This window comes from Microbacterium cremeum (assembly GCF_015277855.1).
GTDB lineage: Bacteria > Actinomycetota > Actinomycetes > Actinomycetales > Microbacteriaceae > Microbacterium > Microbacterium cremeum.
In genome coordinates this window covers 994198-1016232 of sequence record NZ_CP063812.1, presented here as the reverse complement: position 1 = coordinate 1016232, position 22035 = coordinate 994198, and the positions used below count along the sequence as shown (strand labels likewise).

General features: G+C 70.4%; 19 protein-coding genes. 12 read left to right on the top strand and 7 right to left on the bottom strand.

The genetic code is table 11. The features are described from left to right. Positions 1 to 214: 214 nt before the first annotated feature. Complete coding sequence (locus tag IM778_RS04325) at positions 215 to 1180, bottom strand: alpha/beta hydrolase (RefSeq protein ID WP_194410849.1); 966 nt, start codon at positions 1178 to 1180, stop codon at positions 215 to 217. A gap of 66 nt (positions 1181 to 1246) precedes the next feature. Here IM778_RS04325 and IM778_RS04320 point away from each other — a divergent pair, with 66 nt between their 5' ends. After that, positions 1247 to 1831, top strand: a complete 585-nt coding sequence (locus IM778_RS04320) for a DUF2510 domain-containing protein (RefSeq protein WP_194410848.1) — start codon at positions 1247 to 1249, stop codon at positions 1829 to 1831. Between the two features lie 51 nt (positions 1832 to 1882). Here the strand turns inward: IM778_RS04320 and IM778_RS04315 are convergent, their stop codons facing one another. After that, a complete protein-coding gene (locus IM778_RS04315; protein ID WP_194410847.1) occupies positions 1883 to 2620 on the bottom strand; it encodes an NUDIX hydrolase in 738 nt (245 codons plus the stop codon). A 45-nt stretch (positions 2621 to 2665) separates the two neighbouring features. Next, a complete protein-coding gene (locus IM778_RS04310) occupies positions 2666 to 3439 on the bottom strand; it encodes an IclR family transcriptional regulator (RefSeq protein ID WP_194410846.1) in 774 nt (257 codons plus the stop codon). Between the two features lie 180 nt (positions 3440 to 3619). On the opposite strand from IM778_RS04310, the gene IM778_RS04305 reads away from it, so the two are divergent. From IM778_RS04305 to IM778_RS04285, 5 genes are all read left to right on the top strand, one after another. After that, the gene (locus tag IM778_RS04305) at positions 3620 to 4555 is read left to right on the top strand and encodes a carbohydrate ABC transporter permease (RefSeq protein WP_194410845.1); all 936 of its coding nucleotides are present in this window, start codon (positions 3620 to 3622) and stop codon (positions 4553 to 4555) included. Then, the gene (locus IM778_RS04300; RefSeq protein WP_194410844.1) at positions 4552 to 5445 is read left to right on the top strand and encodes a carbohydrate ABC transporter permease; all 894 of its coding nucleotides are present in this window, start codon (positions 4552 to 4554) and stop codon (positions 5443 to 5445) included. The genes IM778_RS04305 and IM778_RS04300 overlap by 4 nt, the downstream gene beginning before the upstream one ends. A 42-nt stretch (positions 5446 to 5487) precedes the next feature. Then, on the top strand, positions 5488 to 6777 hold the full coding sequence (locus IM778_RS04295; protein ID WP_194410843.1) for an ABC transporter substrate-binding protein: 1290 nt from the start codon (positions 5488 to 5490) through the stop codon (positions 6775 to 6777). A 94-nt stretch (positions 6778 to 6871) separates the two neighbouring features. Further along, positions 6872 to 9142, top strand: coding sequence for an FAD-dependent oxidoreductase (locus tag IM778_RS04290; protein WP_194410842.1), 2271 nt, complete (start codon positions 6872 to 6874; stop codon positions 9140 to 9142). A gap of 76 nt (positions 9143 to 9218) precedes the next feature. Further along, positions 9219 to 11144, top strand: a complete 1926-nt coding sequence (locus IM778_RS04285) for an alginate lyase family protein (RefSeq protein ID WP_194410841.1) — start codon at positions 9219 to 9221, stop codon at positions 11142 to 11144. A gap of 68 nt (positions 11145 to 11212) precedes the next feature. On the opposite strand, the gene IM778_RS04280 is transcribed toward IM778_RS04285, so the two are convergent. Further along, positions 11213 to 12532, bottom strand: a complete 1320-nt coding sequence (locus tag IM778_RS04280; protein WP_194410840.1) for a M18 family aminopeptidase — start codon at positions 12530 to 12532, stop codon at positions 11213 to 11215. A gap of 356 nt (positions 12533 to 12888) precedes the next feature. Here IM778_RS04280 and IM778_RS04275 point away from each other — a divergent pair, with 356 nt between their 5' ends. Continuing rightward, positions 12889 to 13872 (top strand): aggregation-promoting factor C-terminal-like domain-containing protein, encoded by a 984-nt coding sequence (locus IM778_RS04275; protein WP_194410839.1) that lies wholly within the window; start codon positions 12889 to 12891, stop codon positions 13870 to 13872. Positions 13873 to 13995: 123 nt separating this feature from the next. Here the strand turns inward: IM778_RS04275 and IM778_RS04270 are convergent, their stop codons facing one another. Both IM778_RS04270 and IM778_RS04265 read right to left on the bottom strand, forming a co-directional pair. Further along, on the bottom strand, positions 13996 to 15264 hold the full coding sequence (locus IM778_RS04270) for an HNH endonuclease signature motif containing protein (protein ID WP_228484746.1): 1269 nt from the start codon (positions 15262 to 15264) through the stop codon (positions 13996 to 13998). Positions 15265 to 15630: 366 nt separating this feature from the next. Beyond that, positions 15631 to 17118 (bottom strand): hypothetical protein, encoded by a 1488-nt coding sequence (locus IM778_RS04265; protein ID WP_194410838.1) that lies wholly within the window; start codon positions 17116 to 17118, stop codon positions 15631 to 15633. Between the two features lie 89 nt (positions 17119 to 17207). On the opposite strand from IM778_RS04265, the gene IM778_RS04260 reads away from it, so the two are divergent. After that, positions 17208 to 17771 carry a TetR/AcrR family transcriptional regulator gene (locus tag IM778_RS04260; protein WP_194410837.1) on the top strand — a complete coding sequence of 188 codons (564 nt, stop codon included), beginning with the start codon at positions 17208 to 17210 and terminating at the stop codon, positions 17769 to 17771. A 240-nt stretch (positions 17772 to 18011) separates the two neighbouring features. Here IM778_RS04260 and IM778_RS04255 read toward each other — a convergent pair whose 3' ends face one another. Continuing rightward, positions 18012 to 18869 carry a helix-turn-helix transcriptional regulator gene (locus IM778_RS04255; RefSeq protein WP_194410836.1) on the bottom strand — a complete coding sequence of 286 codons (858 nt, stop codon included), beginning with the start codon at positions 18867 to 18869 and terminating at the stop codon, positions 18012 to 18014. 100 nt (positions 18870 to 18969) lie between these two features. On the opposite strand from IM778_RS04255, the gene IM778_RS04250 reads away from it, so the two are divergent. The 4 genes from IM778_RS04250 to IM778_RS04235 all read left to right on the top strand — a co-directional run bounded on the left by IM778_RS04250 (position 18970) and on the right by IM778_RS04235 (position 21990). Next, positions 18970 to 19752: an SDR family oxidoreductase gene (locus IM778_RS04250; protein ID WP_194410835.1), complete on the top strand. Its 783-nt coding sequence runs from the start codon at positions 18970 to 18972 to the stop codon at positions 19750 to 19752. Between the two features lie 84 nt (positions 19753 to 19836). Beyond that, entirely contained in the window at positions 19837 to 20169 is a 333-nt protein-coding gene (locus tag IM778_RS04245) for a nuclear transport factor 2 family protein (RefSeq protein WP_194410834.1), read from the top strand. A 76-nt stretch (positions 20170 to 20245) separates the two neighbouring features. Beyond that, a complete protein-coding gene (locus IM778_RS04240; RefSeq protein ID WP_228484745.1) occupies positions 20246 to 21433 on the top strand; it encodes a MalY/PatB family protein in 1188 nt (395 codons plus the stop codon). A gap of 35 nt (positions 21434 to 21468) precedes the next feature. Then, positions 21469 to 21990: a DUF1697 domain-containing protein gene (locus IM778_RS04235; protein ID WP_194410833.1), complete on the top strand. Its 522-nt coding sequence runs from the start codon at positions 21469 to 21471 to the stop codon at positions 21988 to 21990. Positions 21991 to 22035: the final 45 nt, after the last annotated feature.

Genomic DNA, 22035 nt, shown 5'->3' with positions numbered 1-22035 from the left:
GCCGAGAACGGCAAAGACGGGACGCGCGGCCGGGGTGCGAGGACTCCCGGACGACGGCGCGGTTACGCGAAGACCAGCGAACGCGCCGTCAGGCGCGGCGGTCGCGAATGAAGAAGGCGCACGCCGTCATCGGCGCGCTGCAGATCGATCCCATCCCGCCATCGTACCCGGCCGGCCGGTGCGCCGGAGCGGATGCACGCTCGCGGGGCTTGGGTCAGCCCGCGGTGCGGGCGTGGTCGTCGAGGCCGAACGCCTGCCGCAGCACGCGTGCCCACTCGGCGTGGAAGGCGCGACTCACCCCCGCCCGCCGGAAGACCGCATCGAATCCGTGGAAGGCACCTGGCACGACGTTCAGTTCGCACGGGACCCCGGCCTCCTGCAGGCGGCGCGCGTACTCGACGTCCTCGTCGTGGAACAGGTCGAGCGTGCCGACCCCGATCCACGCCGGCGGCAGCCCGGTGAGGTCCTCCCTGCGCGCGGGGACGACGGACGACCGGATGCCGGAGGCATCGGCATCCGGTCCGAGGTATGCCGACCACGCGAAGCGGTTGCTCTCGGGCGACCACAGGCGCATGTGACGGGGGTCCACGTCGTCGCGCAGCGCGGTGCGATCATCGAGCATCGGGTACACGAGGAGCTGGAACACCGGCTGCGGGCCGCCCTCGTCGAGCAGGCGCTGAGCAAGGGCGGCCGCCAGTCCGCTGCCCGCACTCGCTCCGCCGACCGCGATCCGCTCCGGGTCGATGCCGAACTCGTCCGCGCGCGCGACGAGCTCGCGGAACCCCGCGACGAGGTCGTCGAGGGCGGCCGGCGCCGGGTGCTCCGGGGCGAGGCGGTACGAGGCCGAGAACACCGCGATCCCCAGTCCGCGGGAGAGCGCGAGGTTGCTCGCGTCATCCTGCTGCGGCGCACCGAGGATCAGGCCGCCGCCGTGGATCCACAGCAGTGCGGGGACCGGTGCGGTGCCGGCACTGCCGGGCGTCGGGCGGAACACCCGATACGGCATCGCGCCGCCCGGACCCGTGAAGGGCACCGTCGTCACATCGACGGCGGGGTCGGGTCGGATGCCGGGAGGAGAGAGGCGGAACATCCACAGCTTGCGCGGGCCGGCGCTCACGAGCGGCAGCCACCTCGCGGCCTTCAGGTCGGGGTGGAACGGCTCGGGCGGCGTGCTCCGCATCGGACGATGCTATCCGGTTTCGGTCACCCGGTTTCTCGGCGCCGGGTTCGTTCTAGTCTCGGAGACATGGCGGCTTCCACACCTCCTCCCCCGCCCGGGTGGTACGACGACGGCACCGGCAAGCAGCGCTGGTGGGACGGCACGCGATGGACCGAGGAGTTCATCGACCTGCGCGACCCCCGCACCGAGCTGCGGACGGATGCCGGACCCGCCGCCGCGGGCACGGCGGACGCCGGCTGGTACGACGACCAGCGGGGGCGGCAGCGCTGGTGGGACGGGCGGCGCTGGACGACGGCGGTGCGGTACAGCGGCGAGGAGCAGCAGCTCGCGGGAGTCGTGATCGACGGCCGCTGGATCCACTTCGGCGACCTGAGCCAGCCCGTCGGTCAGGTCTCGGCATCCGTCGACACCGGCGACGCGCTGCTGCGGCGACCGGACTTCACGCGGACCGCGGTCGAGCGGCGTCTGTTCGGCCCCGGCGGGCCGGTGACGCCGCGCGCGCTGAACCGCGCCGTCGACCGCTCGCGCCTGCACCTCGTCATCGCGGGCGCCCAGGTGTGGGTCGCGCCGGTGCCGCCGGGCGACGAGACCGAGGCGCGGCGCTTCACCGGATGGGTGAACGCGAGCGCCGAGCACTACCGGTACGGGTGAGGGCCGCTGCCGGGGCCGGCGGCTCACGCGGTCCGCGGGTGGCGGCGACGGTCAGTCCGGCAGCTCGAGCGGGAGCTCGCGATCGGCATCCCACGGCTCGGTCCAGCCGAGTCGGTCGAAGAGCCCGTCGAGAACCATGCCCGTGAAGCCCCACACCAGATGCTCGCCGGTCGCGTGATGCACCAGGAACCCGGGGCCGCGCCACTCCTGCCCGTCGCGGCGGATCACCGTCGAGCCGCGGTTCGCGGGGTCGAGGAGGTCGGCGACGGGGGCGCGGAACACCGCAGCGGACTCGGCCTCGTCGACGACGCGGACCGGTGACGGATGCCGCCACCACGCCAGGACCGGCGTCACCAGGTGATTCGAGTACAGGAGCGGGATGTTCTCGAGGCTGCCGAGGACTTCGACGCCGGCGGTGTCGAGTCCGGTCTCTTCCCGGGCCTCGCGCAGCGCCGCCGAGACGGGTCCGTCATCGCCGGGGTCGACCCGACCTCCCGGGAAGGCGACCTGCCCCGGGTGGGAGCGCAGGGTCGTGGCGCGAGCCAGGAGCAGCACGTCGAGGTCGCGTGAGACGGCACCGGACTGCGCGTCATGGTCGCTCGGCAGCGAATCCAGCGCTCCGAACAGGATGAGCACGGCCGCCGGGCGCGAGTCCGCGGGCGTCGGCAGGCCGACGAACGCCGCGAACCCGTCACGCCCCCGTGCCGCCGCGGCCGCCTCGGCGAGCGCGAGCAGCTGCGTGCGTGCGCTGAGCGCACGGCGTGTCGGCGAGGAGGGAGGCACCGGCATCCGTTCAGGTTACGCCCGCCTGCCGACACCGGGGGTCGCTGGGTGTCAGCCGGCCGGGCCCTGGTAGCCGAGGCCGGAGCTGATGCGGTCGGCGGTCTCGATCACGATGCGGCCGAGCTCGGCCTCGCGGGTCTCGAGGTCGATCGTGGTGCGCGGGCCGGAGATCGACACCGCCGCGGTGATCCTGCCGAACTGGTCGAGGATCGGCGCGGCGACGGAGGCACGGCCGAGCACGAACTCCTCGACCTCGGTCGCGTATCCGCGCCGCGAGATCAGCGCGACCTCGCGGTCGAGCGCCTCGTGCGACGTGATGGTCGCCTCGGTGAACCTCACCAGCTCGGGCATCAGCTTCGTCCGCTTCTCGCGCGAGGTGCCCACGAGCGTGGACTTGCCGATGCTCGTCGCGTGCAGCGGCACCCGCTGCCCCATGAGCGTGTGCGACTTGGGCGAGCGCGGCCCTTCGAAGTTGCAGAGATACACGAGCTCGGTGTCGCGCAGGAGCGCGATGTTCACGCCGAGGCCCAGCTGCCCGGCGAGATTCTGCGCGATCTGGCGGCCGACGCGATGCACCCGGTTCTGGTTGATCGCCACTCCGGCGAGGGTGAGCAGCTCGGACCCCAGGAAGTAGAGCGTGGTCTGCGGATCCCGCTCGACCAGACCGCCCGCCTCGAGCGTGGCCAGAAGACGGGATGCCGTCGACTGGCCGATCCCGGCGGCCCGGGCGACGTCGCCCACCCGCATCGGCTCGCCGCCTGCGAACGACTCCAGCACCGAGATCGCTTTCTCGACGCTCTGATTCGCACCCTTTTCCGCGGGCATCGTGCCTCCGTTCGCGCGACCCGTCGTTGGGCCTCTCCCAGTATGCACCACATTCTATGCACATAGTGCATAGCGCTTGCATGAAATGCGCAGGTCGTGCACTCTGTAGTCGGCACGGAACGATCGTGCCGTCGCCGCGGGTCGCTGCCGACCCCGGTTCCCGAATCCCGAAGGACGACGATGACCTCATCCAGCGTGGTGGCTCCCGACACCGCTGCTCGGCGAAAGCGCGGCGCGCCCCTCAGCGAGCGCACCTTCCTGACCTTCCTGCTGCTTCCGGGCGTCGTGCTGCTGTGCGCGATCGTGCTGTACCCGCTCATCCGGTCACTGGTCTCGGCGTTCTTCGACGAGAGCCTGCTGTACCCGGGCATGACCTTCGTCGGGCTCGACAACATCCTCGCCGTTCTCACCGACGACTTCGGCCGCCTGGTCCAGCAGACGCTCATCTTCACCGTCGGCGCGACGGTGGCGCCCTTCCTGATCGGCCTCGCGCTCGCGCTCGTGCTGAACCAGCGTTTCCCGGGCCAGCGATTCCTCCGCGGCGCGTTCCTCATCCCCTGGCTCATCCCGGGCGTCGTCGTCTCGTTCCTGTGGATGTGGATCTTCGACGCCAACTACGGCGTCCTCAACGGGATGCTGATCACTCTGGGAGCGATCGACAGCCCGGTGGCGTGGCTCTTCCAGACCGACACGGCACGAGCGGCACTGATCATCGCGAAGACGTGGAACACGTTCCCCTGGATCATGGTGATGATGCTCGCGGCGCTGCAGACCGTGCCGGGAGAGCTCCACGAGGCCGCCTCGATGGACGGCGCCGGCACCATCCGGCGGTTCTTCGCCGTCACCTGGCCGCACATCCGCGGCGTGGCGGGACTGGTCATCCTGCTGGAGTTCATCTGGAACTTCCAGCACTTCGACACCATCTTCGTGCTCACCGGCGGCGGCCCGGCCGGGACGACGAGCACGTTCGCCACCGAGGTGTACGACACCGCCTTCAAGGGCTACGACCTCGGCCACGCCGGCGCGCTCGGCATCCTCTGGATGGCGCTGCTCACGGTCCTCGTGGTGCTGTACGTCTGGCTCTCCGAGCGCGGCGAGAAGGGAGCCCGCCGATGAGCACCATCGCCCCCGCACCCCCGGTGCTCACCTCTGAGGACGCCGCACCGCCGATCACGCGCCGCCGCCGGGGCCGCATCCGCTGGGGCATGTGGATCTCGCTCGCGGTCATCGCGCTCTTCGGGTTCGCGCCGGTGTACTGGCTGCTGGTCACCTCGCTCACGCCCACGAACCTGGTGTTCACGTTCCCGCCGACGCTGTTCCCCCGCGAGATCAGCTTCGATCACTACGCCACGGTGCTCGGCAACCCACTGATCTTCGGCTACCTGCGCAACAGCGTGATCGTCTCGGTCATCACCGCGGTGCTGGCGGTCGCGGTGTCGATGTACATGGGCTACGCGTTCTCGAAGTACCGTTTCGCGGGCCGCAAGTCGCTCATGTACTTCGTGCTGTCGAGCCAGATGTTCCCCCAGGCCCTGCTGCTGGTGACCCTGTACCTGGTGTTCGCTCAGTTCGGACTGCTCAACACCTACCTCGCGCTCATCCTGTCGTTCACGACATTCACGCTGCCGCTGTGCGTGTGGATGCTGAAGGGCTTCTTCGACGCGCTGCCCGACGACCTCATCGAGGCCGCCCGGATCGACGGCGCCGGGCCATGGCGGATCTTCCACTCCATCGTGTTCCCCCTCGCCGCACCGGGCCTCGTCGCGGCCGGGCTCTTCGCCTTCGTCCGCGGCTGGAACGACTTCATCTTCGCGTTGACCCTCGCCGGCCCCGACCGGCAGACCCTTCCCCCCGGGCTCGTGAACACGTTCATCTCGGAGGCCAGCACCTCGTGGCCGGCGCTCATGGCGGCATCGCTCATCGTGTCGGTGCCGGTGTGCGTGGCCTTCATCCTCCTCCAGCGCTACCTCGTCGGCGGCATCACGGCCGGCGCGGTCAAAGGCTGACGTCCATCCCGCATCACCCTCATCCGATTCGAAGGAGAACTCATGGCAACGGAAATCTCGCGGCGCTCGATGCTGCGGTACTCGGTGCTCGGGCTCGGCGGCGCTGCCGTGCTCGGCCTGGCCGGCTGCGCCCCCGACGGCTCGTCCGGTCCGGCGGCCACGCCCGGGGGCGCCGGTACCCCGACGGACTTCGCGTTCGCGTCGTGGAGCCTGTCGGAGGAGGCGGCCAAGCCCGCCGTGCAGTCGGCGCTCGACGCCTTCGCCAAGTCCGACGGCATCGCGATCGACACCAGCACCTACCCGTACAACGAGTACCTGAACCAGCTCACCCTCCAGGTGCGGGGCGGCCAGTTCGCCGGCGCGGCTCAGCTCGACGTCGCGTGGCTGTCGGCTCTGGCCGCGCTCGGCAAGCTGACCGACCTCTCCGCCCTCGCCCAGGGGCGCGGCTACACCGACGCCGCGCTGGGCGCCGGGTCGCTCGACGGCAAGCAGCTGGGCCTGCCGTGGACCATCGGCGCGGTCGGCCTGATCGGCAACGCCGAGCTGTTCGACAAGGCCGGTGCCTCGCTGACCCCGAAGACGATCGAGGAGTTCGAGGACGGGCTTCGCGCTCTCAAGGGCATCGGCGTGATCCCCTACGCGGCCAGCACGAAGGCCGCTCAGCTCAAGGACATCGTCGTCTGGATGCAGACGTTCGGCTCGCCGATCATCGAGGACGGCGAGTCGACGATCGGGGACGAGGCATCCGTCAAAGCCGTCGAGTGGTACAAGAAGCTGTACGACGACGGACTCATCGCACCGGACGTCGACCGCGCCGCGGCCCGCACGCTCTTCGCGCAGGGTGCGACCGCGCTGTACGACGACGCCCCCGTGGGCAAGTCGTCGGTCGTCTCACAGTCACCCGACGCTTCCCTCGGCGACAAGATGACGCCCATCGCACGGCCCGTGCTGAAGTCCGGCGACACTCCGCAGCACGTGCTGTGGGGGCACCTCGTCGTCGTGGTGGACGGCGAAGGCGCCGCCACGGCCGCCGACTTCGCGCAGTGGCTCACCAGTGACCCGCAGCAGAGCGAGGCGTACTTCACCGAGCTCGGCCTGCCCCCGACGACCGAGGCGGCACTCGCCTCGGAGGCCGTCTCGCAGAACGCGTTCGTCGAGGCGTTCACCTCGACCGTCACGTCGACGGCGGCGCCCAGCCCGCTGTGGGCGTACCCGTCGTACGCGCAGATGGAGACCGCCATCGCCGAGCAGGTGCAGGCGGTCCTCATCGGCCAGTCGTCGGCATCGCAGGCGATGAAGACCGCCGGAAACGCCATCTCGGGCCTGCTCTGACCACGCTCCCCTGCCCGGCCCGGGCCGCACGTGTCCCGGGCTGGCGGCGCGACCACGCCCACCCTCCCCCCAGCCGATCCGCTCCGAAGGAATCATGCGCACTCAGAACGTCGAATCCGATATCACCGTCGTCGGCGGTGGCCTCGCCGGGGTCTGTGCCGCCATCAGTGCGGCGCGGCTCGGAAAGCGCGTCGCGCTCATCGGGAATCGGCCGGTGCTCGGCGGCAACTCGTCGTCGGAGGTGCGGGTGTGGGTCGTGGGCGCGACCGCGCACGGCGTGCAGCGCTTCGCACGTGAGAGCGGGGTGATCGGCGAGCTCTACGTCGAGAACCAGTACCGCAACCCCGAGGGCAACCCGATCATCTGGGACGAGGTCGTGCACGACGCGGTGCGCGCCGAGCCGAACATCACGGTGTTCCTGAACACCGACGTGCGCGAGGTCGACGCGGCCGACATCGCCGGCGAGCGCGTCGTGACCGCCGTGCGCGGCTGGACGATGGGCTCCGAGACGCTGACGACGTTCACGAGCCCGTACTTCGTGGACTGCACGGGCGACGGTCTCGTGGGTCACCTCGCCGGCGCGGAGTACCGCATCGGACGCGAGGCGTCCCGCGAATTCGGCGAGTCGTGGGCCCCCGAGGAGGCCGACGGCGAGCTGCTCGGCTCGACGATCCTCTTCTATACGAAGGACCTCGGCCACCCCGTCGACTTCGTGGCACCCGACTCGGCGAAGGACATCACGCAGACCCCCATCCCCACCTCCCGCATCCTGCGGTCGGGCGACAAGGGTGCGCACTACTGGTGGATCGAGTGGGGCGGCCACCTCGACACCGTGCACGAGAACGAGCTCATCCGCGACGAGCTGCGCTCGGTCATCTTCGGCATCTGGGACTACATCAAGAACTCCGGCCGCTTCGACGCGGCCACCCTCGACCTCGAGTGGGTGGGGGCGCTCCCCGGCAAGCGCGAGTACCGGCGCTTCCTCGGCGACCACGTGCTGACGCAGAACGACATCCTCGACCAGGTGGATCACCCCGACGCCGTCGCGTTCGGCGGGTGGTCGATCGATCTGCATCCCGTCGAGGGCATGTACGCCACCGAGGCCGGCGCGCACCAGCGCTATTCGAACGGCATCTACGGCATCCCGTTCCGCAGCTACTACTCGCGCAACGTGGCCAACCTGCTGCTGGCGGGCCGCGACATCTCGGCGACGCACGTCGCTTTCGGCTCGACGCGCGTTATGGCCACGTGCGGTGCCGGCGGCGAGGCGGCGGGCACGGGGGCGGCGCTCGCGCTCGACCTCGGCGTGCGTCCGCGCGAGCTCGCGACCGGCCACACCGAGGCCCTTCGGCAGACGATGCTGCGACAGGATGCCTCGGTCTTCGGCATCCGCAATTCCGATCCCGACGACCTCGCGCGCCGGGCCGTGGTCACGGCGTCGAGCACGGCTCGCACGCTCGACCCGGCGGAACTCGTGCCCGGAGCCGCGGAGGAGCCGTTCGCGCTCGAACGCGATCTCGGCATCCTGCTGCCCGTCGACCCGCGGCTCGACCACGTCGACGTGCTGCTGCACGTGGAGCGCGACACCACGCTCGGCGCGACGCTGTGGACGACGGGTCACCGTCAGAACGCGGTGCCCGTCGATCCGCGGTCACGCGTCGAGGTCGCGGTGCAGGCGGCCGCCGGACCGCAGTGGGTGCGGCTGCCGCTGTCGTGGACGCCGTCGGAGCCCGAGAGCGTGGTCGTCGTGCTCGAGGCGGCGGAGGGAGTGGCGGTCGTGCTGAGCCGGGCCCAGATCCCGGGCGTGCTGGCGCTCCCCCATCGTCCGCAGGCCGACGGCGACGCGAACGTCGCGGTCGAGGAGTCCGAGAGCGTCATCGCGTGGCCCGCGATCCCGCTTCGCGGGCGCACGCCGCGCCTGCGCGTGAGCCCCGCGACCGAGGCGTTCGGCGAGTCGAAGGCTGTCGGCGGGTACCAGCGCTACTACGGCGGGCCGAACCTGTGGATGTCGCAACCGCGGGGGACCGATTCGTCGGCGCCCGGCGAAGAGTCGCTCACGCTGGCGTGGTCCGAGCCGCAGCGGGTGCGCAGCATCCGTCTGGTCTTCGACGACGACACGGACGTCGAGCTCAACACGCTCCACCACCACCGCACGCCCGACCGCGTCTTCCCCGAGCTGCTGCGCGACTACGCGCTCGAGGTCGAGGAGAACGGTGCGTGGCGCGAGGTGGTGCGCGTGGAGGCCAACCGCCGCCGGCAGCGCGTGCACGAGACGGATGCCGCGGCCGTGACCGCGCTCCGGCTGCGGGCGCTCGCGACCAACGGCGCACCCCAAGTCCGCGTGGTGTCCATCCGCGTGTACTGACCGGCGCGGACCGCCGCGCGAGAACCGATCGAAGGAGATCCGGATGCCCCTGACAGCAGCTCGCCCGAGAACACCGATGACGAAGACCCGATGGCCGTCCTCGATCGCCGCGGGCCTGGTGCTCGCGCTCGTGGGGCTCGCCCCGCCGGCCGTCGCCGAGACCACCGGCGACACGACGTTCCGCGACGACTTCGACACGTTGTCGCGCGCGTGGGCGCAGGCCGCCGGGAGCTGGGAGGCGTCCGGCGGCACGGCACGCGTCGTGACCCCCGGGTCGACGCGCGGCTCGGTGCTGGCGCTCCTGGACTACGGGCTCGAGCCGACCAGCTCCGCGACCGCGACGTTCCGGACGGAGGGCGGCGGCGAGACGGCCTGGGCCGGCTTCACCGTCCACCGTGCGGGCCCCACCGACGACTACACGCAGTCGGGCTACACGATCCTCGTGCGAAACAACGGCGAGCTCGCCGTCATCGAAGCCGCCGGCAACGCGGCCGTCACCTATCACGCGCGCACCGCCACCGACGCACGGCCCGGCGCCAACTGGGTCACGGTGACGGCGCGGCTCGACGGGCCGCAGCTGAGCGTCACGCTCGGCGACGCCGCCGCACCTGCCCTCACCGTCGCGGACGGCACCTTCACGTCGGGCGGCTTCTCGCTCGCCGCGCACCGCGACCTGCGCATGGTCGTCGACAGCGTCGAGCTCACCGGCGTCAGCGAACGGACGGAGCCCGCACCGGCCGACTGCATCGCGTGGTCGGGCGAACCGGCGGCATCGAGCGCGCGCGGCACGGTGCTCAACGACGAGGAACGTCTGGACACCGTCGCCGAGCGCGTGCGCGACGGCGTGGAACCGCAGGTCTCGGCGTTCCCACGTCTGATCGACGACGCCGATGCCGGGCTGCAGCGTCAGCCGGCACCGCCCGAGAGGTTCTTCGTGCCGTTCTTCTACAACAACCCGACGGCGCACCGCGCCGCGCGCGACGGTCTGCAGAACGACGCGAACACCGCGTACCAGCTCGCGCTCGCCTACCGCCTCACCGGCGACACGGCGTATGGCGCCCACGCCGCCGCCTTCCTCGACGCGTGGACGGGCACGGTCGAGTGCGTCCGCACGAGTGAGGACTCGGCGCTGGCGTTCAGCTACCACTTCCCCGCATTCGTCCTCGCCGCCGAGCTGCTGCGCGGCACGGATGCCTGGCCGGCCGAGCGCGAGGCGGCGTTCGCCGGGTTCCTGCGTGAGACGGCGCTGCCGGTCGCCGACTCGATCATGCATCGCGACAACAACTGGGGCAGCTGGGCTCTCGAGCTCACGACCGCCGGGGTCGCCTACCTGGGCGACGCCGCGGGCCTGCAGGCGGCGCACGAGCGTGCCGTCGAGCTCGTCGAGCACCAGATCGACGCGAACGGCCACATGCCCGAAGAGGTCACGCGCAACAACGGCGTCGGCGACTACGGCATCTGGTACACCCACTTCTCGCTGCTGCCCCTGATGCTCGTCGCCGAGACGCTCGACCTGCACGGCTACGACCTGCATTCGTACGTCAACGCCAACGGCACCGGGCTCGGCGACGCGGTCGAGCAGGTGAGCGGCTGGGTCGCCGATCCCGAGTCCTTCCCGTATTACACGGGGGATGTCGCGAAGCTCGCGAACGTGCGCACCATCGACTACCTGCGAGCCACGGGAGTCATCGCGCACAGCATGAGCTATTTCGAGCTGGCGCAGAACCGCTACCCGTCCGAGGTGCTGGAGGGGCTGCTGGCCGACGAGGGGGCGATGACGACGATCCACTCGGCGCCCCACCTCAGCCTCACCCACGGCGGCATCGTCGAGACCGCCCATCCGGGCACGCCCGGACCGGGCGTTCCGAGCTGGGCCGGCGGCCCCGGCCGCCCCGAATGGGCGGGTGGGCCCGGCGCCCCGGCGTGGGCAGGCGGGCCCGGCGGCCCGCAATGGTCCGGTGCACCCGGTGGGCCCGGGCACGCTGTCGTGCTGCCGCGCTGACGACCCCGGAACCGTCCGCAGGGCGGACCCGGCCGGCACTCCCGCGTCACGCGGGGGTGCCGGCTTCTTCAGTCGCGGAAGTAGACCTCGGCGACGCGCGTGAGGTCCCACAGGTCGCTCACGCCCGCGAGCTCACGTGCCGAGTGCATGGACAGGATCGGGATGCCGACGTCCACCGTGCGGATGCCGAGCCGGGTCGCGGTGATCGGGCCGATCGTCGAACCGCACGGCACCGAGTTGTTCGAGACGAACTCCTGGCTGGTGACACCGGCCGCAGAGCACCAGGAGTTCCAGGCGGCGGCGCCCGCGGCATCCGTCGCGTAGCGCTGGTTCGCGTTGATCTTGAGGATCGGACCCGACCCGAGCACCGGTTGCACGACCGGATCGTGCTTCTCGGCGTAGTTCGGGTGCACCGAGTGGCCGACGTCGCTCGAGACGCACCACGACGCGGCGAGCGCGCGCAGCTGCTGCTCGCGGTCGGCCCCGAGCGAGATCCACAGCCGTTCGAGCACGTCGGAGAGGAACGGCCCGGCCGCGCCCGACCGGGTGCCCGAGCCCACCTCTTCGTGATCGAACACCGCGAGCATCGCGATGTGGTCGGTGTCGAGATCTCCGGCGGCGCGCTCGAGCGCGACCACGCCGGCGTGCACCGAGGCGAGATCGTCGAGGCGGCCGGACGCGAAGAAGACGTCGTCGAGCCCGAACGTCGCGCCGCGGGCGGCGTCGGCCGTGACGATGTCGTAGCCGCGGATGCGTGCGGCATCCACCCCCGCCTCGCGGGCGAGCTCGCCCAGGATGTCGGCGGACTCGGCCTGCCCGAGGCCCCACACCGGCTGCGTCTGCGACTGCTTGTCGAGTGCGAGGTGGTCGTTGGCCTCGCGGTCGAGGTGGATCGCCAGCTGCGGCAGTCGCAGCAGGGGTCCGGTCGAGGCGAGCACGGTCGTGCCGTCGTCGAGTGCGAGGCGCCCGGCGAGGCGCAGCTCGCGGTCGAGCCACGAGTTCAGGAGCGGGCCGCCGTAGATCTCGACACCCGCCTGCAGCCAGCCGAGGCGTCCTGTCGTCGGCTTGGGCTTGAGCTTGAAGCCGGGCGAATCGGTGTGCGCGCCGAAGATGCGCACCCCCGTCGCCGCGTCGGCGGCCGGGGGCACCACCCATGCGATCGCGGCGCCGTCGCGGACGACCACGAAGCGCCCACCCGCGGGGGCCGGCCACGACTCCGCTTCGTCGAGACGCGTGAACCCGGCCGCTTCGAGGCGCCGGGCGACCTCGGCCGCGGCGTGGAAGCTCGACGGCGATGCCTCGACGAACGCTGCGAGGTCGTCCGCGTGCGCACGCGCGACCGTGGTCGTGACATCGGCGGATGCTGCGGATACGGGCGCTTCGGGCACGGTCGAGTCTCCTCGGGCAGGGGTAGGCGGTGCTTCGATCGTAGTTCGCGGCGCTACGCGCTCCGGAGCACCTTCGCCATGGGCCTCCCCTTCGCGAGCTCGGCCCTCGTGCGCCCGTCGCCCTCCATCTTGGTGACAGCGCAACGCGCGGCGGTGGCACCCGATTCCGGGCATCGGCACGCCCGTGATCTGGCCTTTTCGCTCGACGTCCGGCACAGGTCGCATGCATGTAACGTTCAGGTAACGCACCGGAACCGTCCAGACAGGGCGGACAGACTCGGGGACTTGTGCCCGCCCGAACGGGCACAGCGCGCCGCACGACGGCGCTTCGTCGATACGGAACCCGGTCTTTCTTCATGCGTCACCAGTCGTCCTTCCTGCCTTCTCGCCGCACCCTCCGCCGGGCCGAGCGCCGCCTCCGCCGCCGCCCGGTCCTCATCGCCTCGACGCTCGCCGTCGGCCTCCTGGCTGCGGCGACCTTCACCACGGCGGCGCCGACGGCGCGGGCCGAGGCATCCGGCACCTCCGGCATCCCGCTGACGGGGTTCGCGCTCGCGTCGTACACGACGCCCGTGCCGACGGCGGCGGACCGCGCCGAGGTCGCCACGGACGCTCCGGTCACCGCTGACGACGCGCGCACGGCGGCGGATGCCGCGATCAGCGCCGCACAGACCGTCGCAGCCGACATCGCAGCGTCGGGCCTCGACATCGGGGCTCCCGTCACCACGGTCGACACGTCGGCTCTCGAAGCCGCCGTGCACCGGCTCGACCGCGCCGAGAGCCTGCCCGACGCCTACGTCGCGGACTACACCGACGCCGTGACGACCGAGACCGCCGCGGTCAGCGAGCAGGTCAACGGGCTGCGCGGCAAGCTCGACGCCGCGATCGCCCTGAAGGCGCAGCAGGAAGCCGAAGAGAAGGCCCGCCGCGAGGCCGAAGCGGCAGCGGCTGCCGCGGCTGCCGCGAAGAAGGCGAGCTCGGGGCCGGCCGCGCCGAACCCGGTGTACGCCTCGGGCGGTGCGGTGGGCGGCACGAGCCCTGCCGACGCGCAGGCGACGGCGCGCGCCATGATCGGCAACTACGGCTGGGGCGACGACCAGTTCGCATGCCTCGTGTCGCTGTGGAGCAAGGAGTCGGGCTGGCGCTATGACGCGTACAACTCCTCCAGCGGTGCGTACGGCATCCCCCAGGCGCTCCCCGGCAGCAAGATGTCGACGGCCGGCGCCGACTGGCAGACCAACCCCGCGACGCAGATCGCGTGGGGCCTGGGCTACATCTCGGGTCGCTATGGCACGCCGTGCGGGGCGTGGGGTCACTCGCAGTCGACGGGCTGGTACTGATCTTCCCGAGCGCGGTTCCCTCGGACGGACCGCGGACAGACCGCGGACGGACCGCGGACGGACCACGCTGACCGCACCGACCCAACCGCGCTGATCGCGCGCCAGGAACCGGCGTGTCCTGCGTCAGAAGGGCGCGTCGCTGTCTGACGACGGCCGGAACACCGGCACCCGTCGCTCCGGATGCACCACGTATCGTCTGCCTGCGGGGGACGCCCACTCGAGAGCGCCCCCGCCGCCGGGCACTTGTCTCACCTGCCACCCGCCGTGGTGTTTCACCCGGTGGTGGCCTCGGCAGATCGGTGCGAGGTTGTCGAGCGATGTCGTTCCGCCGTCCTCCCACGCGATCGTGTGATCGATCTCGCACCGCGACGCCGGCATGCCGCAACCCGGACCCATGCACCGGTCCGCACGCCACCTGACGATGCGTCGGAGCGACGCCGGGGGCCGGTAGTGGTCGCGGCCGACAGAGAGCACGGCCCCGGTCTCGGGGTGGGTGAGGACCCGCGTCCATCCTTCCGCGCCGCCGCACAGCTCACGCGCCCGCTCGAGCGGAATCGGCCCGATGCCTTCGACCACGGCCGGCTCCATTCCGGCGGACGCCCGCTCGACGTCGTCCTCGGCGAGCAGGGCGAGCGCCGGCACCGTGACGACCACTTCAGCACGGATGCCGCGCGCCTCAGCCGGGTGGAGGTCGGTGCGTCCTTCGATCAGAAGGTCGCACATCACGTCGGCGCGTGCCTGGTCGAGCGTGCGCGCCTCGCCGTCTTGCGCCACGATCGCCTTCGCCATGGCGGTGGCCCGGCCCTCGATGGCCCGCGCCTCGACCGCCGGAATGTAGAGGTACAGCCACGCCATCGCATCGTCGACGTGCTCGACCACCGACCGCCGCGTCGCGAGTGCTGTCTCGTGACGCTCGGCGACCGTCACCGCGCGCGCGGTGTCGATGAGCCTCCGCATCGAGCGCCGGAACGTCCCGACCTGCTGTGTCTCGGCCAGTTCGAGCGCGCGCGACAGCAGCTCGTCGCGCAACTCGGGCTCCACTTCGTCGAGGCCGCTCACGAGGATGTCGGCGTGTCGCTCGGTCATCGCGGCGCGCCCCAGGGACGCCAGGACAACTGGATAGCGGTGCACCAGCGCCTCGGCCCGGCGGATCAGCTCTCCGGCCGCGTGCTCGGTGATCCGCAACGCGGCTGCCAGCTCGAGCCGGACCCCTCGCTCGATCACGTCGGTCAGCTCACGGCCATGCCGTACGGCATCCTCCAGCGCCTGCCGCCGCATCGCATCGACGCGCGCCAGCCGCTGCGCCGCGAAGATCGACATCATGTCGGCCACCTCGACCACGAGGTCCAGCGCATCGGGCACCGGGATCTCGGGAACGGGATCTATCGACATGGGTCCAGAGTACGGCGGGTCTCCGACATTCATTCGAAGCTGCTCTCCGCTCAGGAGGGACCATGTCGAACGTTTCATCGACGCACAGCCGGCCCAGCACTGCTCCGCGTGATCGAGCTCGCGGGCACCGGTCCGGAAGGCGATGGTCCCGGCGGGTAGCCCTCCCACCGGGACCATCTCGCGATCACGGGAGTCTGTACGGCGACCCGACCGCCGATGCTCTACCGCTTCGCGTGTTGTGTTTCTTCCTGCCCTTTCAGAGTACGAAGCGTCACGGATTCCTGCTGACCCTTGACTTTTGGCGACTGCAAATGCTACCTCGATGACCTCGACCCGAGAGCGCCACCAGCGAGCGCATCTCGCCGATCAGCGAATGGTCAGCACAACGGTGGCGTGGGGCTCGAGACGCAACACCCCTCCGCTCCACTCGATCGGCTCGATGCCCGACGTCCCGACGTGCACCTGCTCACCGGCACCCGCTGCGCTGATGCTCGACAGGTCGACGTCGATGAACTCGTCCCACTTGTTGATCAGGAGTAGGGACTTCTCGGCATCGCGTCCGATGATCGCTTGCGCGTGCACTCGCATGTCGGGAAATCCCGGGTCGCCCGCGGAGGTCGCGACCAGCGAATCTCCTCGCGCGAAGTGACTCAGCAGGAGTTGCGTCACGTGATAGCGGGCGTTGGGCTCGCCAGTCTCCCAGTCGATCAGCGACGTACCGGGGATCATGCCGGGGTAGTCCATGAACTCCGCGACGCCGAAGAGATCGATCCCGAGCGGGAGCAGGCGAGCCCAGAGGTAAGCGTGCAAGGACCCGCTGAGGGTCCAGTAGAAATCCGGGATCTGCGGCGCTGGGTTCATGACGTCGGCCGGGTAGGTGCCGATCTCGTTGAGGAAGGTCTTCGCGTCAGGAGCGAGCCGCTGAGCGATCGAGCGGATGTATGCGACGTTCTCGACGAAGGCATCCGCCTGCGCGAAGAATGTGCTGCGCCACGTGAGCGGGTCTGCGTTGCCCTCGGTGCCGAACGGGTTGACGATCTCGGGCGAGGCGTAGAAGTGGTACGAGAAGGCGTCCACCCCGACACCGGGCTTGTGATTCGCCGCGTCGAGGAAGTGCCAGAAGTACTCCGGATCGTGGTGCACGTGACTGAGCGATAGTCCCACGAACTTCATGTCCGGATCGAGCGGCTGCAGGCGCTCCACGACCGCGTCGTACAGCCGTGTGTACACCTCGGGCGACATGCGACGATTGAGGTCGGGCTCGCAGAGCACCTCCCAGTATGCGAAGCGATAGTCGTGTCCCGACTCGTGCCACTGTCCGATCTCGTCGGTGAACCCGCCGGCGATGTACCAGCTGGCGACGCGGAAGAAGTAGTCGGCGACCTCCGCGAGCGACTCGTCACGGAAGTCCGCTCCCTGCTCGTACTCCCAGTGGATCTCATCGACGTCGTGTGACAGATGCACCTGATCCGCGTTCGTGAACATCCAGTGTGGGATGGTGGCGAAGTTCGCAACGATAGGCCGACCCTCCGCGGCCGCGACGAAGTCCTCCACGAACGGATCAAGCTTCGAGAAGTCCCACGAGGTCGTCCCTTCGGTCGGGGCCTCGAGTGCGGGGACCGAGAGGACCGGGTGCGAGAACCAGGGCAAGAACCTCGCATAGTCGACCTTCAAGTCGCGCAGCGCCGAGAACGCACGGTCGTGAATCGGCGACTCTCGTCGCAGCGGAGGCGCCGCCCAGAGATGCGTCGTCAAGGTGGTGCGGTTGGTGCCCGCCACTTCGCCCCAATCCACGCTGATGGGAACGGCGCGAACGTGGCTCGCGGGGGCGAGCAAAGACTGGTCCTGACCCATGAGCTATCTCTCCTTGCATAGGTGGATGTGTACGTACGTATTGTACATACGTACAGTACAAACGTATGAACATCCGGTAGACTCCCAGCATGGGACAGCGAGAAGACCTTCTCGAGGGCGCCAAGCAGTGCCTTGCGCGGCTCGGCTACGCCCACACGACAGCTCGCGACATCGTTGCGGTCACCGGGGCGAACCTTGCCTCGATCGGCTATCACTTCGGTTCGAAGGACGCCCTCCTGAACGCCGCGGTCATCGAAACCTTCGAGGAGTGGGGCGATGCGATCGCCCGTGCCGTCACGACTGACCTCCACGGCGGCCCCAGAGCGCGCCTGGAGCGATTCCTGGACGGACTTCTCACGGCGGCGCCCGAGCATCGCCACGTGCTCGTGGCGAGTGTGCAGGCCTACGCGCAAGCCGAGTTCTCCCCCGGCGTGCGAGAGCAGCTGGTGAGGATCTACGCGGACAGTCGCCGTGATCTGACAGCGCTCGTCCTCGCAGTAGACCCCGATGAGGTGTCACAAGATGACGCGCGCACCATCGGGTCGCTGGCACTCGCGATCATCAACGGCGTCATGCTCCAATGGATGCTGGAGCCTTCGTCGACGCCGTCATCTGAGGAGCTCGCACGCGCGATCCGAGCGCTCGCGGACTGATTGGCCGGGCAGGCGGATCTTCTCTTCGGCCTCGCTGCGCGGCTCAGGCGTCAGTCGCGCTCGTCGGCGGCGCGGTGGGGATGGTTCAGGCTCGCGGATCCTCGAGATTCGCCATTGCGTCCACGAGGGTCGAGTGGATGTATTCGAGCTCCGGGCTGGAGAACGACTCCCACACTCGTCGGCGCCGGAGTCGTCGGACGCGTCATCCTCTCCGCCCCGAGCCGAGCCGAGCCGATGCGGTCATATCCGGTCCGCAGAGCCGGAGAACTGCTGCACGCCGAGCACACCGAGCAGACGGATCCTCTCCTCGGCCTCGCTGCGAGGCTCGGGCGTCAGCACCAGAAGCGCCTGCGACCGGTCGTCGGTGAAGAGCACCTGGCAGTCGACCTCGATCGCGCCGACCTCGGGGTGGATCAGCACCTTGTGGTCGGCGAAGCGCTGCGCGACCTCCTGCCGCTCCCACAGCTCGCGGAACTCGCCACTGCGTCGAGTGAGCTCGGCGACCAGCTCGCCCGCCTGCGATGACGCCCCCATCGACCCGTATGCGGCGCGCAGCCCCGCGACCAGGGCGCGACTGTGGCGGGGGTGGTCGCTCTCGGGATAGTGGAGACGCTCGGTCTCGGGCCGCACGAACCAGCGCCACGGCTCGAAGCGGTCCCACCCGCTCGCGCCGACGTGGTCGCCCAGTAGGGCGACGGCGAGCGCGTTCTGCACGAGGGTCTCGCCGAGCGCCGAGATGACGAGGGCCGGCGTGTCGGAGAGCCGGTCGAACACGCGCTGCAGCGGCGGCGCCACGTGCCCGGTCGGGCCGAGGCGGTCGGGGACGGCGTGACCGGCCATGCGGTACAGGTAGTCGCGCTCGTCGGCCGTGAGGCGCAGGGCGCGCGCGAGCGACGCGAGAATCTGCGTGCTGGGCTGGGGCCCGCGCTGCTGCTCGAGTCGTGTGTAGTAGTCGGTCGACATCAGGGCGAGCTGCGCGACCTCCTCGCGCCGCAGCCCGGGTGCGCGGCGGCGCACGCCGGCGCTCAGCCCCACGTCGGCGGGCTGCAGCCTCTCGCGGCGGCTGCGGAGGAAGTCGGCGAGGGCTTCGCGATCCATGGGTCCATCATGCGCGCGCCGAGCCGAGGCATCCAGGGACTCCCGCTCCCCCGACACACGCTCTCTGCCACGCCCGTCGGAGGGCGCGAACACTCGAGACATGCGAATCAGCGGAAACACCATCTTCATCCCCGGCGCGACGAGCGGCATCGGCCTGGCCCTCGCCGAGCGTCTGCACGAGGCCGGCAACACCGTCATCGTCGGCGGGCGGCGCCGTGAGCTGCTCGACGACATCGCGGCGCGGCATCCGGGAATCGGCACCGTCGAGATCGACACGACGGATGCCGCGTCCATCGCCGCGGCCGCGTCACGGGTCATCGCCGGGCACCCGCAGTTGAACGTGCTCGTGACGATGGCGGGCATCATGCGCCTCGAAGACTGGACCACGCCCGAGGGGTTCGTCGAGACCGCCGAGGCGACCGTGACGACGAACCTGCTCGGACCGATCCGCCTCGTCGGCGCGTTCATCGAGCACCTGCGCGCGCAGCCGGACGCGACGATCATGACCGTGTCGTCGGGTCTTGCGTTCGCGCCGCTGCGCGCGACACCGACCTACAATGCCACGAAGGCCGCGATCCACATGCTGAGCGAGTCGATCCGGCTGCAGCTGGCCGCGACGCCGGTGCGCGTCATGGAGCTCGAGCCGCCGTCGGTGGCGACCGACCTCCTGGCGGGGCAGCGCGAGAGCGCGTTCGCGATGCCGCTGGACGACTTCGCCGACGAGGTCATGCGGATCCTGCGCGACGAGCCCGACGCGACCGAGGTGCAGGTCGAGCGCGTGAAGTTCCTGCGGTACGGCGAAGCGCGCGGCGACTACGCGAGCGTCGTCGAGACGCTCAACAGCCACGACCCGCACGCCGCGGCCGCACGCGCGACGGCGTAGCCTCAGATCGGTCGTCGAGCGCCCTTCAGTGCGGCGATTCGCGCCTACTCAGGAACCGCTCCCCGAAAGACGGAAGGACACATCATGACGGATGCCGAGACCCCCGCCCTGATCCAGCGATTCGTTGATGCCATCAACACGGCCGACACTGACGCCTTCGTCGACACGTTCACCGACGACGGCTTCGTCGACGACTGGGGCCGCGTGCTGCGCGGCCGCGCGGGCGTGCGCAGTTGGGCCGGCTCGGATGCGATCGGCGCGGGTGCGCGGATGACCCTGCTCTCGGCATCCGTCGACGGAGGCACCGTGCGCATCCACTTCGACTGGCGCAGCAGCGTCTTCAACGGCGAGTCGGATGCGATCGTCGAGCTCGACGGCGACCGCATCAAGGGCTTCACGATTCCCCCGGTGCACTGAACGGCAACCGGAATGGCATGATCTGGCTCGTGGTTGCTGATGATGCCGGACGCGCCACTGACGTGAGGGAGTTCTCGTGCCGCAGCAAGACTTCGATGCCATCTCGGATGCCGACCTCAGGGCGGCGGGAAGCGTCAAGTGGACGATGTTCCCCGACACGATCGGCGCGTTCGTCGCCGAGATGGACTTCGGCCTCGCTCCCGCGGTGAGCGACGCCCTGAAAGAGACGCTCGACCGCGGCCTGACCGGGTACCTGCCCTCGCACGTCGCGCGAGACATGTCGGAGGCGACAGCCGCCTGGTACGCCGACCACTACGGGTGGGCGGTGCCCGCCGACCGCGTGCACCCCGTACCCGACGTGATCGCCGCGTTCGAGCTTGCGATCGACAAGTTCACGGCGCCCGGCAGCGCCGTGATCGTGCCGACGCCCGCCTACATGCCGTTCCTGTTCGTGCCGCAGATGCACGGCCGCGAGGTGATCGAGGTTCCGAGCATCGAGGTCGACGGTCGCATGACCATGGATCTCGAGGCGATCGGTCGCGCCTTCGACGACGGAGCCGGTCTCGTCGTGCTGTGCAACCCGCACAACCCGCTCGGCACCGTGTTCCGCCGCGACGAGCTCGTCGCCCTCTCGGAGGTCGTCGCCGCGAAGGGCGGACGCGTGTTCTCGGACGAGATCCACGCGCCGATCGTGTACCGGCCGGCGCAGCACACTCCGTATGCGTCGGTGTCGGAGGCGGCCGCCTCGCACACGATCACGGCGGCATCCGCGTCGAAGGCGTGGAATCTCGCGGGCCTGAAGTGCGCCCAGGTGATCCTCTCGAACGAGGCCGATGCCGAGGCGTGGGAGTCCTTCGGGATGTGGGCCGGCCACGGCACCTCGACGCTCGGCGTCATCGCGAACACTGCCGCCTACTCGGCCGGTTCCGGCTGGCTCGATGACGTCGTGGAGTACCTCGACGGCAACCGCCGCCTCCTCGCCGACCTCGTGAGCGAGCAGCTGCCCCGCGCCCGCATGATCCTCCCCGAGGGGACGTACATCGCGCTCATCGACGTCCGCGACTACGGGCTGGAGGGGGATCTCGGCGAATGGTTCCGCGAGAACGCCGGCGTCGCCGTGACGGACGGCGCCGCCTGCGGTGAGGCGGCGATCGGGCACGCACGCTTCGTGTTCGCTCTCCCCCGCCCGCTGCTGCAGGAGGCCGTGCTGCGGATGGCCCGGGCGCTGGACGCGCACGTCCAGTCCGTCGAACCCGCCGCGTAGCCCCCTTCGTCGGCACCCCGCCGTACCCTCGACCCATGCGCTGCGTCGCGTTTCTGCGGAACGTCAACCAGGGTCAGCGCGGTCACCCCTCGACCGCCGACATCCTGGGTGGCTTCGCAGACGCCGGATGCCCCGACGCGGTGCCCTTCCAGAGCAACGGCACGATCGTCTTCGACTCCGACGATCCCGGGGCCGTGGTCGAGACGGTGCTGGTGTCGATCGCCGCGCGCTCCGGGCTCGAGCGCGACGCGTTCTGGATCGCGTTCGACGACCTCGTCACGGTCGTCGATCGGCACGGGGCCGTGCCGGACCCGCATCAGCACGAGTTCACGCTCCACGGCGGCGGCACGATCGATCCGCCCGACCCCGAGGTGGTGCGAGAGGCCGCCGTGCGCCGCTGCGAGGTTATCGACGCCGGACCGGGCTGGGCTCTGACCCGCAACCGGAACCCCGGCGAGGGCAACGCGACGCCCGTCATCGAACGGCTCACCGGCGGGCGGGCATCGTCCCGCGGCCTGCCGACGCTCGTGCGCCTTGTCGACCGCTTCGCCCGCTGAGCTCACCCCGGTCGCTGAGCCTGTCGACGCGCCGCGTGCCGACCG